The following is a 14,422-nucleotide window of genomic DNA, read 5'->3' on the forward strand; positions in this document are numbered from 1 at the left end:
TATCGTCCAAGTTCAAATAGATAACATCACTTCAGCCCGCGGCGGAGTCATAATGAATTCTCAAACCTATAACCAAGCTGTGCTCGAACTCGCCCTTGCGGGTCTTGCCGATTTAACCGCTTCAGCACAGACCAAGAAAGCCCAGCGCACCTCTGCGCAGGAAAGTCATTTTTTGTGTAATTGGATGGTCGAGTCCTTAAAGGAAAAACGCTTTTCTAAATTGGTAGCCGACGATCTCACGGCTTGGATACGTTTGGCTCGCAGCCAAGGTGCGGGCGCCGAACTCAAGCGTTTACTAGAAAGGATAGTGTATCAATATCAATTAGTTGAAACATCTGAGCCCGCTTTAGGCACGGCATTAAATGCCATGATTGAGACCTTAAAACAAGCCGATTGGTTAGTCATTACTGACACAGATATCAGTGCCAAGCTGAAACTCGATGGTGATGGTCAATCTAGCTTAGTGATTGATGCCAAAGAATTTAATCAACATATTAAAGACAATCAGCTGATCAAGCCAATCAACTTATATGTCCGCGCCGATGAACAGACACTAACGCGTATCGCCCTGTCCCATGGGTTATTACTGAGCCAAGGCAATAAGAAAACCAGCTTGATTAAGCACCATAAAACCTATCAAATTTTCCCTAATAATCAGCAACCAGCTTTGTGTCAGCTATTGGCTTAAGGTGTAATAGCGAAAAGTTGAAAATAGCTTAAATATGGCGGATGTGACTGATTGTGATCCTATAAACAATTCATTCACACAGTTTAGATAGAATGACCATCGGATAGGTCTTGGCTAAAGCAGAGATAACAAGGATAAAAGCAATATGGTTAAGCGATGTTTGCAGTATAAACACTTAGTTCGATTTGCCTTGTTCACCCTTTGCTTGACTCAACAGCACGCCTTTGCGGAACAGCTCAAATACAATATCACTGGCTCCTATTCTTGGTATCCGTATTTTATCGGTGATCAAGCCGAGGCGCCGGGGATGATCACTGAGCTTATTCCGATGATTTTATCTATGGCTGAAATCAAAGGTGAAATCCTCGCCCTGCCGCCAAAGCGCACCAATAATGCGCTAGAAACCGGTCAACTCGACTTTGATATCGTCAGCCCTAGTTGGTTTGAAAAGCAGGATTTAGGGTCGCTGTTTGTCAAATCGGCCCCCATAATGCAAATCACTGAATATGTGGTCACATTGCCAGAAAATGTCAGTAAATATAAAGATATCAGCCAGATAAAAGGCCAAGAAATAGGTACAGTGCGCGGTTATTTATATCACGACGATAAAGATTTTATCCGCGCAGACTTTACCTCAGAGCAGGAGCTGATCAAAGCCTTAGATAAACACAGAGTCAATGCCGTTATTGCTGGTAATTACCCGGCGTTGTATTGGTCGACTCAGTTGCGGATCCCAGTCGCACTGGCGGCAGTGCATTCTGATGGTGACTTAGTGTTTAGGTTACGAAAAGAACATGCCGATTTGCTTCCTGCCATCAATCAAGCCATAGCGACACTGAAGGCCAATGGTAAAATTGACGAAATCATCAAAAAGTACACTCAAACGCTGGCAAGCTAATTTCACGCTAGCTATATGAGATATTGCAATAAAAAAGCGCCCGAAGGCGCTTAATCAATATCAATAAGGTCGCAGAATCTCAGTTTGACCATTCACAAGGATCATAATTAGCGAGGACGGCCGCATAGCTGTGACTCAATCCCAGAGTCGAGTAGTAATAACCTTTCCCCTGATTGTCCACCGCATAATGGATATCCTCGGCCCCTAGCTGTTGTGGTAATTGCTCACGCACATTGGCTAATGTAGGCTCATCATAAAGATAGGGGGCAAACGTCAGTACACTCTCCAGATAGATCTCAGTATGGCGGCAGCTATTGCGACGGATCTGGGCAATAATCGCCTCAAACGCTTCACCCCGCTCCAATGCTAACCATTGCTCAGCGTAACGTTCAACTATGCTTCTGTCGGAATAGAAGAAATACCGCTTATCCGACAAACGCATCTGCACATCCTTGTATGCCTCATTGAGGATTAGGCGAATATAACTGTTAACCGTTTGCTCACTATCCCACTCGAGCCCTGCCACGGCGGCGATTTGCTCCGCCGTGACTAAGCGTCCGTGTTGGCTAAATACCCTGATATAACCGACAAGTTCAATCATAGTGTCCAACTATAGTGTTCAACTGGGTAACAGGCCTCGCGCCGCCAATCTATCGGCAACAAAACCTAGGCTAAACTTGTCGAGCGTGGCCCGAGTTGGCGCACCGGTTTGAATATCCCAACCAAAGGCTTCATAGAACATGTCCAGCGCCGTTTGCATGTCAGCGCGGTCCATCTTGATGGTGCCCTCTTGACCGAAGTTTTTATCTGGATTCAAATCATAAACCCAGTCACTGAGCACATCATGCTCTTCGCGCATATTGCTTTCATTCATTTGCAATACGGTTAAGGCACGGTGTAAATGCAGCACTCTTTCCGCCTTAAAGTCCAATTCCGTTTCTGTGGTTTCAATCCCAGTCACTAAACTGAACATCTGCGATTCAATGGTGCTATCGCCTTCATAGTTACGATTTTTATCCGGTGATGCCAGCAGTGGGAACATCCAATTACACAGTGTCAGAGAATCATGTAATACGTTTTTCACCAGCGACCATTTTGCAAAACGGATCTTAGCCGCATTGATTGGGGTATACCAATTCACCTTATCGAATGCACCTTCACCCCATTTTTTCTCGGCAATCGCCACTGTCATATCGTGTGGCAAACCACTGTTAACTATGTTGATGTGGGAATGGCACTGAGCATCACGGTTAAAGACGACGTTGATTAACGTACCCACCTGACCCGCGGTTTCACTGGCATGGTGCACGGCAGCATTGGTTTTCTTGTTGAATACCTTAGTGGCACTTTCTTTGTGAATATCCCAATTACCTAACTTGGGATTGGTTCCATCTAAACCCCAGCGCTTGATCAAATCATATAAGCCGTCGGCCATATGGGAGATTTCACCTTCTTTAAACGCCACTCGGCGATAAAAATCAAGTAAGAAAGCAGGATCTTGGTTATCCCAGAGCGCCCAAGGAATACTGTTAAATTCATCTTCAGGTAATAAATGCTTAAACATATCCTTTGTTTTTAGGAATTTAAATAGATGAGAAATGGAGCCATAGTTACACCAAATACCATAGTCATCGAGAATATGAGCCCCTAAAGCGCCCGCCATCGCATGTGCTTCTGTACCATTTTTGGTGCCCATTAAATACTGTGGTACGAGGAATCCCATACAGACGTTAGATATATGTTCGGTTTTACGACCGTATTTGCTTTTCAATTCAGGGACTTTTAGCTCGCAGAAGCAACGTATAGGGCATGAATGACAGCCTCCCGTACGCTTCATCCACTTATTGGCGTATTCCACACCAATGTAGCTTTCTGCCATCGAAGTTCGAAACCCAATACGATTGCGTTCATTCCATGGCACTTCGCCTAAATCGATTTCTTGATCGGCAGCGCCCCACTTCAAACCGGGCCGAGATTTCCAGCGGCTGATGGGGGCTGAGTACTCAGCCCAAGATTGCGGCGTTGAAGGAACGACACCATTATTGTTGGCACCGATAATACCTAAAATATGGTCATCTAAGGCACGCATCTTTTCATTATTGGCGGCGATTTTAACGGCGCCAGTGCCGATAATGCCGATCCCTTTACAATTTTTTGACCCCATTACCGAGCCATGACCACCTGCTGAGTGCCCGCCCTGAGTCATAATGACAGAAAGAGGCACTTGGTTTTCACCCGCTTGGCCAATCGCAGCGACTTGTGCATTAGGTCCCATCATTTGCGCGATCATGGCGTGGGTATCAAATATACCTTTACCCCATAGGGCGTCAGCAGGTTCAATCGTGACCTTATCATCCACAATTTTAAGCCACACAGGACTGCTCGCTTTGCCTTCTATTGCAATCGCATCGAAACCCGCAAATTTCATTGCGGGTGAAAAATGCCCACCAAAGTGACCATCGGCAATCAGATGTTTTTCAATTACGGGACTACGGGAAGTAATGGTTGTTCGTCCAGTACAAATAACGCCTGAACCCGTTAATGGCCCGGCAGAAAAGACAATAATATTATCTGGGTCGATTGCTGTAATATTATCCTTATGATCATCCCACAATATTTTATAACCAATACCCATACCACCGATATAGTCATAATATTTATTGATTGGCTCATACCATATATGATTAGTTGTTAAATTAACTCTGAGGACTTTACCCGCCCAACCACCTATTTTATCACTCATATTATTTCTCCTGAATTTAAGAAACTAAGCCGGTATATTTTTCGTATTGTTCTAATGCAGCTTCAGCCTCTTCCCAGTTATAAAATTTAATTGCACCTGTAGGACAAACTTGCGCGCAGGCAGGTTTACCGTTACATAAATCACATTTGACGGCTTTCATTTTACTGCGAACAACTTTAATGACTTGCTGAGGACACCTATCTGCACAATAACCACATCCGACACAACGTTCTTCATCAATCACTTTGGCGCCAGTTTGTTCGTTCGTTGAAATAGCTTGCTGTGGACAAACTTCAGTGCAAACTTCGCAGTGGCGACAAGTGGAAGGAACAACGGTTTTATCGCCGCACTCTCCTCGTTGTATTTCATAGTCAAATTGCACACCATGTGGGCCATAGTTCATATTTCTTTCTACTTTGACGCGGGCAAGTGTCGGACTGCTATCCCCTTCATGGTTCCAACCACAGGCAATTTCACAGCGTCTGCAGCTAACACAAACCGTAGGGTTCACCACCATGAGTCCACCAGGCATGACTTCTACTATCTCTTGGCTATTACTGTCACTGCCACAACCGGTCAGAAAACTTATTAATGTTCCGCTATAAACTGTACCGACAGCAACGCCCATACCGCCTTTAAGCATTCCTCTTCTGGTAATCATATTTGATCCTTTATTAGTCAAAGCAATATAATTAAAATATGCATACACTTTGATTCCCGACAATTTATGCTAAAGTAATTATGTCTTTGATTTTTAACCTGCGTCACAATTACCCATATTGGGGCATTATTAGATCAAGTTACACGACATACATCAGAGTAACGTTTTCAAGAATTAACAATTAAACATCTAGCAAATTTAAATAATGCCTCACTTCAAATTACCTTAATATAATTAACAAATAACTTTTAAATTTGGTTAATTAAGTGTAACTCGACTCATAACTAAGTTAATATCTATACCGCATACATTCCGATTAGAGTCCCGACAGAATCTAATTAAAAAGGAATGGAAAATGATGAAAACGAATACCCGTTCTCAATGGAAAATCTTTACGCCAATGGCAGTCGTAGTCTGTCTGATGACAGCCTGTTCCGATGGTGACGATGGGAAAGAAGGTCCACCAGGGATTGTGAGTATCAGCATTGAACAAGCGGATACACTCAAAGCGACAATAGAAAATGTGGTTATCGATGCACAAACCCATGTGCAGGTCGATTTCTTCCTCAGCAATGCCAATGGTATTGCGGTCACAGGACTAGAAAACCTGAAGGAGCTAAATACCTTAGGTGTCGGTATTGCCAAATTAGCACCGCCGCAGAAGCACTATCAAATCACCCAAGCCGCGGCTAATGCTATGGCAACAACTGGCGCTGAAGTCACTAACTCTGCAGCAAGCGCGACAGATGCTGCGTTGCAATGGACCAGTTACATCAATAATCAAGTAGAACCTGCCACAAATGCCCAAGCGAATGCACAGACTCAGTGGCAAGCAGGCATTGAAAGCAACTGTAAAACGGCTTGTCTAACCTCCTTAGGCGCGGGCCAATACCGTTACACTTTGAGTAAACCACTCACGGGTTACTCACAATTTACGGGGATAGATACCCAGTACTCGCCTGAGCTCACCCACAGGATTTACCTAGAGTTAAAACCGTTCGCAAATAGCCCAATCGACACTCAGTTGATCAACAACGTGTACGATTTTGTGCCCGCCACAGGACAGACAGTCGCGGCGGATATGGGCCGTAAAGTGATCGCGCCGGAACAAGCCTGTTTTCGATGCCACAACCCAGACTTAGCCAATACCGATACTCGCCTTTTGATGCACGGCAATAAACGTTTTGCCTTTGAGGGCTGCGTTGTCTGTCACACGACTTACTCTGGCGATCCTGAAACGGGTAATAGCCTTGATATGGCGACATTGACACACCAGATCCACCAAGCCAAATATCAAATTGTCGGTTACAAGGGACAGCTATACGACTACGCCAATGTGACCTTTCCCGGTGATATGACCCAATGTCAGCAATGCCATATTCCCGGCGCAACGGCGCAAAGTGGCAATAATAATATCCCCAGTAAAACCGCGTGTCTTGACTGTCACAAAGCGCAAATTCCCGCTGATTGGAATGGCACTGTAGCGGGGTTATTCCACAACAGGGAAATTTTTGCCAACCCATGGACACTGGGCTGTAGCGGCTGTCACCCTGATAGCACTAATCCTGAAGGTGTTGGGCTTTTCCACAATGCCGCCGTGAAAACAGCCACTAAGCTGGTGAGCGATTTCCAAGTTAAGTTACTGAGTTCGCAGCTAAGCGTTGAAGCTAAGACCCTTGCGGTGACATTGCAAGTGCAGCAAATGGAGCAACTGCCCGCCAGTCAGCCTATGATAAAATCCTTCTGGTTGATTGCCACAGGTGAAACAAATAGTGCGAACATGCCAATCAATAACGGCCAGCGTAAAGTGTGGGATTTATTAGCAAACACGAGCGACGTCGCCTTAAAAATTACCGCGCCCAATCAGCTAACAGTCACTATATCTAACCTGTCGGCTGCCGATTTTGGCGATCTGAGTCAGTCAAAACTCTACAGTAAACTGGTGCTCTGTGCCGATAAAAATACCGGCTTTGCCGTTAACTGTAATATCGCAAATCAAGAGGTGAGTCTCAGTGCAATTAATTCGCTAAGCCTGCAAGGTCAAGCTGTTACGGCAAAAGCTAAGGTCGATGAACAGGCCTGTCGCCAATGTCATGATCAAGGATTAGAAGATAGAGTTCTGTCAGCGCATCAAATGAAAGGGATTTTTGAACCCAATAGCAGCTGTGGCACCTGTCATGCACCGCAAACAGCAACCGCACTGACCGATGGGCAATGTCAAAGTTGCCACAGTAATGATGCGATTATGTATCTCAATGCCAATGTGATGCATACTCCTAGGGCCAGCCAAATCAAGCCCTATCGCACCATCAACAATACTTTGAGCTACAGGGAAATGGTGCATTCACTGCATGCGGGAACCCGCACTGTAGTGGGTTTTGATAACCCACGTCCCGAACTCACTTACCCTAATGCAAAAAATAACTGCAGTGTTTGTCATAGCACAGGACAGCTCAGTCTCGAGGGGCTAAGTGCACAGCAATCCCTGTTAGTTGCGACACCCGATGCAGCCAACATAGGGCAAATTGCTGAGTACTCACCAACCTTAGCAACCTGCACGGCTTGTCACACGCTTATCGATAGTTTAGTCGTCCATGCACGCAGCTTTGGCGGAGTTTACCAAAGTGATGCCAGCGGTAGTCGAATTTACCAATCAGGACAGGAGTCATGCGCAACCTGTCATGCCGAAGGTCGCTCATCGGGGGTCGACAAGGTACACAAATAAGCCGTTAGATTTGATTTAATGCCAAAAAAAACCGCTCACCATAATGGTGAGCGGTTTTATTTCATTCGTCCTATTTATCAATCTTTTGTCCGCACAAGGCTCAAAAGAGCAACGGCGAGCGCTTTACTTGATTTGACTTAGTTTAATGTCGTTGAGATTAAGACTTGAGCACACTTTGGCTCTCTACTACCTGCGTTTGGCTATAGTCCTTAGGTCTAGAGTTCGACAAGGTCACACCACTTAAGGCTTCGGCGGTTAAGGTGTTATTGCCGTTCAATAAATCATTCAAGGTTCCAGAGTCGCCATTCACTAACCCTAATTCCCTAAGCATGGCATCGATAACAGGCGCATTGGCGCGATAGTTTAACGCTGCACTGGTCACTTGCTCGGCTATGCCACCTTGATGGTGAGCACCTTCGCCACCCGCAGCAAATTGATGACCTGCACCATAACCTTGAAGAATCTTAATACCTTCGATATTTTCTAACGGCTTAACGGCTTGGGCCACAATTTCAGGCAAGGCCTTCAAAATGGCGAGGGATTTTTGCAGGGCGATCTGCTCATCACTCAAGACGTTTTCTGCTTCATAAAGTGCTTGTTTACCTGCAGCTTCAACGGCATAGACTTTTTCATCCGCTTCAGCCTGCAGTTTTTTCGCATCGGCACTGGCGCGCGCTTCAATCAGAATCGCACTCGATCTGTCTTCAGCGGCACGTTTCTCAGCTTCGGCCTGCACTGTTACGCCTACTGCATCACGCTCAGCTTCCTTACGGGCATCAATCACTTCAATCTCTTTGCGGCGATTAGCTTCTGCCACTTGGCGCGCTGTGATTACCGCTTCTTCTTTTTCAACTTTCAGTTTTTCGGCTTCAGCTGCACGAGCACGGGCAGCTGATTCTTCTTCAGATTTGGCCGCAACCGCAATGCGTTTTTCCTGCTCAGAAACTTCGATATCCCTTTGCTGTTGAATGCGCGATTGCTCAATCGACTTATACTTTTCAATCTCACGGGTTTCGATATCTTTGGTCTTTTCGATTTCAGCGGTTTCAATGGCGCGCTCTTTAGCAATCTCGGCTTCGCGTTCTTCACGGGCCTTGTTTTCTTTCTGCTTAATGATCTCCGCTTTTTGATCGGCGCGTTTAAATTCGAGTGACTGTTGCTGGATCAGGCGCGCTTCTTCTTCCGACTTTTCAATCTCTAAGGATTCCTTTTCAGCTTCGAGGTTACGCTGCTCGATCTTAATGCGGTTTTCCTGCTGAATATCGTTGGTTTCCTTGCGCTTCTCTTCGATAATCTTCGCCAGACGCGCACGACCTTCGGCGTCAAATGCGTTGTTTTCATTAAAAAACTGCAAATCAGTTTGATCGAACCCCGTTAATGAAACCGATTCGAGTTCGAGACCGTTTTTCTCGAGATCGTTGGCGACGTTATTTTGCACCCGTTGTACAAAATCGGCACGCTGCTCATGCATTTCTGTCATGGTCATTTCGGCGGCCACGGCACGCAGCACGTCAACAAACTTAGACTCCATCAGCTTTTTAAGCTCTTCAACGCGGTTTGTACGCGTGCCTAAGGTTTGTGCTGCCATTGAAATACCATCGGAATGTGGGGCTACGCGCAAGTAGAAATCGGCCTTCACATCGACACGCATTCTGTCTTTAGTGATTAGCGCATCTTTCTGGGTTTTCTCCACTTCGATACGCAGAGTGTTCATGTTTACCGAGATGGTTTCATGTAATACAGGCAACACAATAGCGCCGCCATCTTTAATGATTTTCTCACCACCAAAGCCGGTACGCACAAAGGCCATTTCTTTGGTTGCACGTTTATATAGCTTGGCGAAAATTAACCCGATCACAATCAGGCCGAGTAGCACCATACCCGCAACGAGCAAAATAAAACTACCGGATGAACCTACGTTTGTTAACACATCCATTTGATTTCCTTTCAATTGATTTATGGCTTGGGAAGATTAATTATCAAAACGCGTAGCAGACCAGACTCGGCCTTCTCGCTTAAGCAGCACGACTTGAGTGCCTGAGGCAAACTCGATATCCGAAGTTTCGGGCTCGACTAAAACGTAATGTTTTTGTTGATGTTTATCGCGAACGACAGCTTCAGAGGGCATGCCTTTAATTGCGCAACCTAAGGTGATAGTGCCGACATAGCCGCTAAGATCATCTAGCGAGATCGCACTCGATTCATTTTTAGGCAAATGATCAGCAAGTACTCGGCCAAAATAACGGCAAGAAAATGCACTGGCGACAATAGCAATGGGTAAAGTGAACAGTTGCGGCAGTAAAAAACTGGCAACACTAACACTGATAAAATTGACGATATAACCCGCAATCGCAAAACTGGTCAGCGCAAGCACAAACCAAATAAGTAATGGGAGTCTATTTAGACACAGCCAACCAGCAATGCCCGTGAGTCCACCCGCGCCCACATCAGCATCATATTCCACATCAGCAGGCACCCATTGGTCTAACGCACTTAACATGCTTAAACCTATGAATAATGCGAAGACTTCAAACACACCAAGGGCCAGTACGCAGGCAAAAGCTATGGTGTAAGGTAAATTAGGCTGTTCAACTAAAAACGCCCACATAGTCATCTCCTTGAACAATACAGCATTCCATTTATTTCACTGTAATTATCGACTTAACCACAACAGAATAGCAAGGCAAGCACAATTTCCAAACTAAAAATTGTCCCTAAAATAGATTTTGACTATCACTCTGCTGCGCCAAAATCGCGTGGCCATCTTCGCTACGAGTACCCTATCGAAAACCACTTTAACACTACAACTCCCTTTTTAGCTTAGCGCTAGCGCTGCAAATAGCCGCAATCGCCATATATGGCGTGGATGCCATTTATTCAGGAGTAATAAATGGCCTTGCCTCAAGTGCATTACTATAGCGTTAAGGTCAGCCCACTGAGTCCTGCATCTTTAGGTTGTTTGAGTATACTGTTGACGTCATTGTATTATCATCCTGTTATTGTTATTTATTCGCGCAGAATTTGATGCGCCAGAAGGGAAATTCCATGGACTCACCCAAGAGCAAAGTACCAACACCAAGTTACGATAAACTGACAGCACATTTTCAAAAAATTTCTCACTTTGAACATTTCAGCGCTCTAGGTGACTGGGATCAAGCAGCTATGATGCCTATGGGCGGTAATAGCGATCGCGGCGATGCAATGGCTGAACTGGCGCGACATATTCACACACTCAAAACCTCAACTGTCTTAGGCGAACACTTACACGGCGCGACGGACGAATCTCTCACAACGGAACAACAAGCTAACCTGCGGGAAATGCAGTACCAATATCAACAGGCAAATTTAGTGCCCGGCGATCTCGTGCAAGCCAAAACTAAAATGGCCTATCAATGTGAGAATGCGTGGCGTGAACAACGTAAAAATAATGACTGGCAAGGCTTTAAACCAAACCTTAAAGCAGTAATTGCACTTGCTAAGGAAGAAGCGCAGATCCGCGGCGAAGCCCAGAATATTTCCCCCTATGATGCCCTGCTCAATAAATTTGAGCCAGGAATGACCTCGGCAAAGCTGGAGCAAACCTTTGGCGGACTGAAAGATTGGCTACCGACACTTATCCAAGAAGTGCTGGCTAAACAGGCAAACGAGCCTAAGTTAACGCTAAATGGTCCCTTCGATGTTAGCGCGCAGCAAGCCCTAGGCCGAGACGTAATGGATTTTCTGGGGTTTGACTTTAACCACGGTAGGCTGGATATCAGCAGCCATCCATTTTGTGGCGGCGTGCCAAGCGATGTACGGATAACGACTCGCTACAATGAGGCTGATTTCAGTAGTGCAATCATGGGCATAGTTCATGAAACAGGCCATGCCAGATACGAGCAAGGTTTACCTCAAGCGTGGCGCGGACAACCTGCGGGACTGGCGCGTTCTATGGGTATCCACGAGAGCCAGAGTCTATTCTGCGAAATGCAACTCGGGGCAAATCCGGCATTTTTACGCCAATTGCAGCCTAAAATTGCGCAACATCTTCATTGTCATTTTAGCGCCCAAGAATTAGCACAGCATTACACCCGCGTAGCGCCCGGACTTATCCGTGTAGATGCAGATGAAGTCACCTATCCTTGCCACATTTTACTGCGCTTTGAGGCAGAAAAAGCCTTTATCGACGGCAGCTTAACCGTAGATGATTTGCCTGACTTTTGGTCGACGCAGATGCAACAACTGCTGGGGATTAATGCCGATGGCAACTACCAAGACGGTTGCATGCAGGATATCCATTGGGCCGTTGGTGAACTAGGGTATTTTCCCAGCTATACCTTAGGCGCCATGTATGCCGCCCAATGCCGTTTTGCGATGGAAAAAGCCTTAGGACCAATTGAAACCCTGATCGATGCAGGCAAGTTGAACTCGGTATTCCAATGGCTGAGTGAACACATTTGGTCTAAGGGATCTTTGCTCACGACCGATGAACTGGTACGCCAAGCAACGGGTGAACCCCTAAATGGTCAATATCTTGAGCGTCACCTGCGCCAACGATATCTGGGCACTTAACCGCTGCTAATGCTTATACCCAAGCTACCTGAAGAGTCGAGTTTCAGAGCGCCTAGGGTGCATCAATTCAAGGCGCATCAATGACAGAATGTCGGCCACCTTTTGAATTGATGCAACACGGAAGTGAAGTGCCCTAGGCGCTCCGTCCCGGCGGGTTTTAACGCACTTTATGCTGCGTTGGTTATTTTTAACTTAGCCCGCTAGGTCTGCAAATAACCGCCTTGCCTAAAGTGCGTTAAATTCCCGCTGAATCCTGTATCTTCAGGTTGTTTGGGTATACAAGCGCTGAAAGCTCAGTTTATACGGGTTTTAAAGCGCTTTATATTGCCGCTGGAGCCTGCATTTTGAAGCCGCTTGAGGTTATAATGCCGAACTTATTTGAATCAGGACTCTTTCCACGGAGTTCCTTCAACAGAACTCTTGAAACAGGATAAATGTCGGCCATGTTACTGCGTGCAATCACCCCAGAGGATTGGGATGCCATTTTAGCGATCCAAGACGAGTGTTACTCACAACTGGATCCTGAGCCACTGCACGTACTGCAAAGTAAATGGCAGGTATCACCTCAGTCCTGTTTTGTGTTCGAAGTGGATAAATCGGTTGTCGGTTATTGCTTGGCCCACCCATGGACCGCCAATATGCCGCCCGCGCTATATCAGCCCATCACCCATTTACCCAAGGCTGATACCTTATACCTACACGATATTGCGATTTCGGCCAAAGCCCAAGGTTTAGGCGCTGGCGCTAAGGCGCTGACCCGCCTAACACTATTGGCGGATCGCTATAATCTCAATTCCTTATCCCTCGTAGCCGTACAAGGTGCCGACAGCTATTGGCTTAAAATGGGTTTTAAACCTAAGGCAATCGATAAATGTCTTGGCAGCTATACTGACGATGCTATGTATATGATTTATAAATTTAATCATATAGATGAAAAATGAATCCAACCCTAACCACTATCGGTTTACTTTGCTTAAGTAATATTTTTATGACCTTTGCTTGGTACGGGCATTTGAAAACGCTAGGCTCAAAACCTTGGATTATTGCGGCCTTAGTGAGCTGGGGTATCGCCCTATTTGAATACTTGCTGCAAGTGCCTGCTAACCGTATCGGCTACACAGTAATGAATGTCGGCCAGTTAAAAATTTTACAAGAAGTCATCACCTTAAGTTTGTTTGTTCCCTTTGCCTATTTCTATATGAAAGAACCATTGAAGCTCGATTATCTTTGGGCAGGACTGTGCATCTTAGGTGCTGTGTATTTTATTTTTAGAAGTGAATTTAATTAATTTCAGACTTATTTCAGGAGAGCTCCCCCATGGCCCGTCAAGTCACTTATACCTTCAAAGGTAAGACTAAAACTATCGCCTTTAGCTACGACAAACACCATGATTTATATGAAGCTGTGGCCGAAGCTGAAGGCATAGATCTGACCAAATTTTTGGCTATGGAACAGCAAGTCGCCATGACATCTCGTAAAGGTGCTAAGGCTGAAAAAGAATTCAGGAAAGTAGAGTTTGCCCGCTTTGGTTTTAGCAATATCCACTTTGTCAGAGATGAAGAACCTGAAGCCTAGGCTAATGTATTAATTGTTTTTTGTATTAGCTGTAAGCACTTCAATAACAGGACACTGTAATGCTCAATACCGAACATGCTAACTTCCCCCGCGCAGGATTCTTCCGCCGCCTAGGCGCTGCAGTTTACGATTCGATGTTAGCCGTAGCCGTCTATATGGTTGCTGGCGCAATGGGCTTTGGGATTTTCTACGGGCTCACCGCTTCAGGACTGGCTGGCATGAATGGCTTTGAGCATGTCTCAGATGCACTCAATGGCACGCCAGTTTATCAGGGAATTTATCAACTCTGGCTTGCCTTGTGTGTCGGCACTTTCTACGCATTATTCTGGAGTAAGGGCGGTCAAACCTTAGGGATGCGCGCTTGGCGGCTTAAAATTCAACATCCTAATGGCCAAAACTTAAGTCTAATCACTGCCTACGCTCGCATCATTTGGTCACTGCTCGGCATTGGCAATTTATGGATTTTAATCAATGATGATAAACGCGCACTGCAGGATATGATGACTCGCTCAGAAGTGGTCGTGCTGTCTAAAGAAGCCAACCAAATGCGTAACTGGCATGGAGCATAAGTTTATTCTTAA

General features: G+C 45.6%; 13 protein-coding genes. 8 read left to right on the plus strand and 5 right to left on the minus strand.

The window, feature by feature from the left end; translation table 11 throughout:
• The first annotated feature begins 52 nt into the window (after positions 1-52).
• Entirely contained in the window at positions 53-688 is a 636-nt protein-coding gene (locus tag ACHA99_RS08050) for a DUF2913 family protein (protein ID WP_393942077.1), read from the plus strand.
• 145 nt (positions 689-833) lie between these two features.
• A complete protein-coding gene (locus ACHA99_RS08055; protein ID WP_393942079.1) occupies positions 834-1,586 on the plus strand; it encodes a substrate-binding periplasmic protein in 753 nt (250 codons plus the stop codon).
• 79 nt (positions 1,587-1,665) lie between these two features.
• Here the strand turns inward: ACHA99_RS08055 and ACHA99_RS08060 are convergent, their stop codons facing one another.
• From ACHA99_RS08060 to ACHA99_RS08070, 3 genes are read right to left on the minus strand one after another with little or no spacing between them, the layout of a single operon-like run.
• Positions 1,666-2,187, minus strand: coding sequence for a hypothetical protein (locus ACHA99_RS08060; protein ID WP_393942081.1), 522 nt, complete (start codon positions 2,185-2,187; stop codon positions 1,666-1,668).
• A gap of 18 nt (positions 2,188-2,205) precedes the next feature.
• On the minus strand, positions 2,206-4,329 hold the full coding sequence (locus tag ACHA99_RS08065) for an aldehyde ferredoxin oxidoreductase (RefSeq protein ID WP_105251825.1): 2,124 nt from the start codon (positions 4,327-4,329) through the stop codon (positions 2,206-2,208).
• Between the two features lie 16 nt (positions 4,330-4,345).
• Positions 4,346-4,990 carry a 4Fe-4S dicluster domain-containing protein gene (locus tag ACHA99_RS08070; RefSeq protein ID WP_393942083.1) on the minus strand — a complete coding sequence of 215 codons (645 nt, stop codon included), beginning with the start codon at positions 4,988-4,990 and terminating at the stop codon, positions 4,346-4,348.
• Positions 4,991-5,345: 355 nt separating this feature from the next.
• On the opposite strand from ACHA99_RS08070, the gene ACHA99_RS08075 reads away from it, so the two are divergent.
• Positions 5,346-7,715 carry an OmcA/MtrC family decaheme c-type cytochrome gene (locus ACHA99_RS08075; RefSeq protein WP_393942085.1) on the plus strand — a complete coding sequence of 790 codons (2,370 nt, stop codon included), beginning with the start codon at positions 5,346-5,348 and terminating at the stop codon, positions 7,713-7,715.
• Positions 7,716-7,872: 157 nt separating this feature from the next.
• On the opposite strand, the gene ACHA99_RS08080 is transcribed toward ACHA99_RS08075, so the two are convergent.
• Together ACHA99_RS08080 and ACHA99_RS08085 are read right to left on the minus strand one after the other, a co-directional pair.
• Positions 7,873-9,651 (minus strand): flotillin family protein, encoded by a 1,779-nt coding sequence (locus ACHA99_RS08080; RefSeq protein WP_393942087.1) that lies wholly within the window; start codon positions 9,649-9,651, stop codon positions 7,873-7,875.
• A 36-nt stretch (positions 9,652-9,687) separates the two neighbouring features.
• A complete protein-coding gene (locus tag ACHA99_RS08085) occupies positions 9,688-10,323 on the minus strand; it encodes a YqiJ family protein (RefSeq protein ID WP_263209652.1) in 636 nt (211 codons plus the stop codon).
• Between the two features lie 437 nt (positions 10,324-10,760).
• Here ACHA99_RS08085 and ACHA99_RS08090 point away from each other — a divergent pair, with 437 nt between their 5' ends.
• The 5 genes from ACHA99_RS08090 (at position 10,761) to ACHA99_RS08110 (ending at position 14,410) form a co-directional block, all read left to right on the plus strand.
• Positions 10,761-12,266, plus strand: coding sequence for a carboxypeptidase M32 (locus tag ACHA99_RS08090; protein ID WP_393942089.1), 1,506 nt, complete (start codon positions 10,761-10,763; stop codon positions 12,264-12,266).
• A gap of 443 nt (positions 12,267-12,709) precedes the next feature.
• Positions 12,710-13,207 carry a GNAT family N-acetyltransferase gene (locus ACHA99_RS08095; RefSeq protein ID WP_393942120.1) on the plus strand — a complete coding sequence of 166 codons (498 nt, stop codon included), beginning with the start codon at positions 12,710-12,712 and terminating at the stop codon, positions 13,205-13,207.
• Positions 13,204-13,554, plus strand: coding sequence for a DMT family protein (locus ACHA99_RS08100; protein WP_006082592.1), 351 nt, complete (start codon positions 13,204-13,206; stop codon positions 13,552-13,554). Before ACHA99_RS08095 ends, ACHA99_RS08100 begins: the two co-directional genes overlap by 4 nt.
• Before the next feature lie 29 nt (positions 13,555-13,583).
• Positions 13,584-13,841, plus strand: a complete 258-nt coding sequence (locus ACHA99_RS08105; RefSeq protein WP_006082593.1) for a DUF2960 domain-containing protein — start codon at positions 13,584-13,586, stop codon at positions 13,839-13,841.
• Positions 13,842-13,900: 59 nt separating this feature from the next.
• A complete protein-coding gene (locus ACHA99_RS08110) occupies positions 13,901-14,410 on the plus strand; it encodes an RDD family protein (RefSeq protein WP_028761351.1) in 510 nt (169 codons plus the stop codon).
• Positions 14,411-14,422: the final 12 nt, after the last annotated feature.

The sequence above is a fragment of the Shewanella sp. S23-S33 genome, from assembly GCF_043359565.1.
Taxonomy (GTDB): Bacteria; Pseudomonadota; Gammaproteobacteria; order Enterobacterales; family Shewanellaceae; genus Shewanella; species Shewanella oncorhynchi.

Excerpts from the sequence above, each read along its gene's own strand:
- ACHA99_RS08090 (WP_393942089.1), top strand. The coding sequence starts at position 10,761 with ATGGACTCACCCAAGAGCAAAGTACCAACACCAAGTTACGATAAACTG.
- ACHA99_RS08055 (WP_393942079.1), top strand. The coding sequence starts at position 834 with ATGGTTAAGCGATGTTTGCAGTATAAACACTTAGTTCGATTTGCCTTG.
- ACHA99_RS08100 (WP_006082592.1), top strand. The coding sequence starts at position 13,204 with ATGAATCCAACCCTAACCACTATCGGTTTACTTTGCTTAAGTAATATT.
- ACHA99_RS08060 (WP_393942081.1), bottom strand. The coding sequence starts at position 2,187 with ATGATTGAACTTGTCGGTTATATCAGGGTATTTAGCCAACACGGACGC.
- ACHA99_RS08110 (WP_028761351.1), top strand. The coding sequence starts at position 13,901 with ATGCTCAATACCGAACATGCTAACTTCCCCCGCGCAGGATTCTTCCGC.
- ACHA99_RS08065 (WP_105251825.1), bottom strand. The coding sequence starts at position 4,329 with ATGAGTGATAAAATAGGTGGTTGGGCGGGTAAAGTCCTCAGAGTTAAT.
- ACHA99_RS08050 (WP_393942077.1), top strand. The coding sequence starts at position 53 with ATGAATTCTCAAACCTATAACCAAGCTGTGCTCGAACTCGCCCTTGCG.
- ACHA99_RS08070 (WP_393942083.1), bottom strand. The coding sequence starts at position 4,990 with ATGATTACCAGAAGAGGAATGCTTAAAGGCGGTATGGGCGTTGCTGTC.
- ACHA99_RS08080 (WP_393942087.1), bottom strand. The coding sequence starts at position 9,651 with ATGGATGTGTTAACAAACGTAGGTTCATCCGGTAGTTTTATTTTGCTC.
- ACHA99_RS08105 (WP_006082593.1), top strand. The coding sequence starts at position 13,584 with ATGGCCCGTCAAGTCACTTATACCTTCAAAGGTAAGACTAAAACTATC.
- ACHA99_RS08095 (WP_393942120.1), top strand. The coding sequence starts at position 12,710 with ATGTTACTGCGTGCAATCACCCCAGAGGATTGGGATGCCATTTTAGCG.
- ACHA99_RS08075 (WP_393942085.1), top strand. The coding sequence starts at position 5,346 with ATGATGAAAACGAATACCCGTTCTCAATGGAAAATCTTTACGCCAATG.
- ACHA99_RS08085 (WP_263209652.1), bottom strand. The coding sequence starts at position 10,323 with ATGTGGGCGTTTTTAGTTGAACAGCCTAATTTACCTTACACCATAGCT.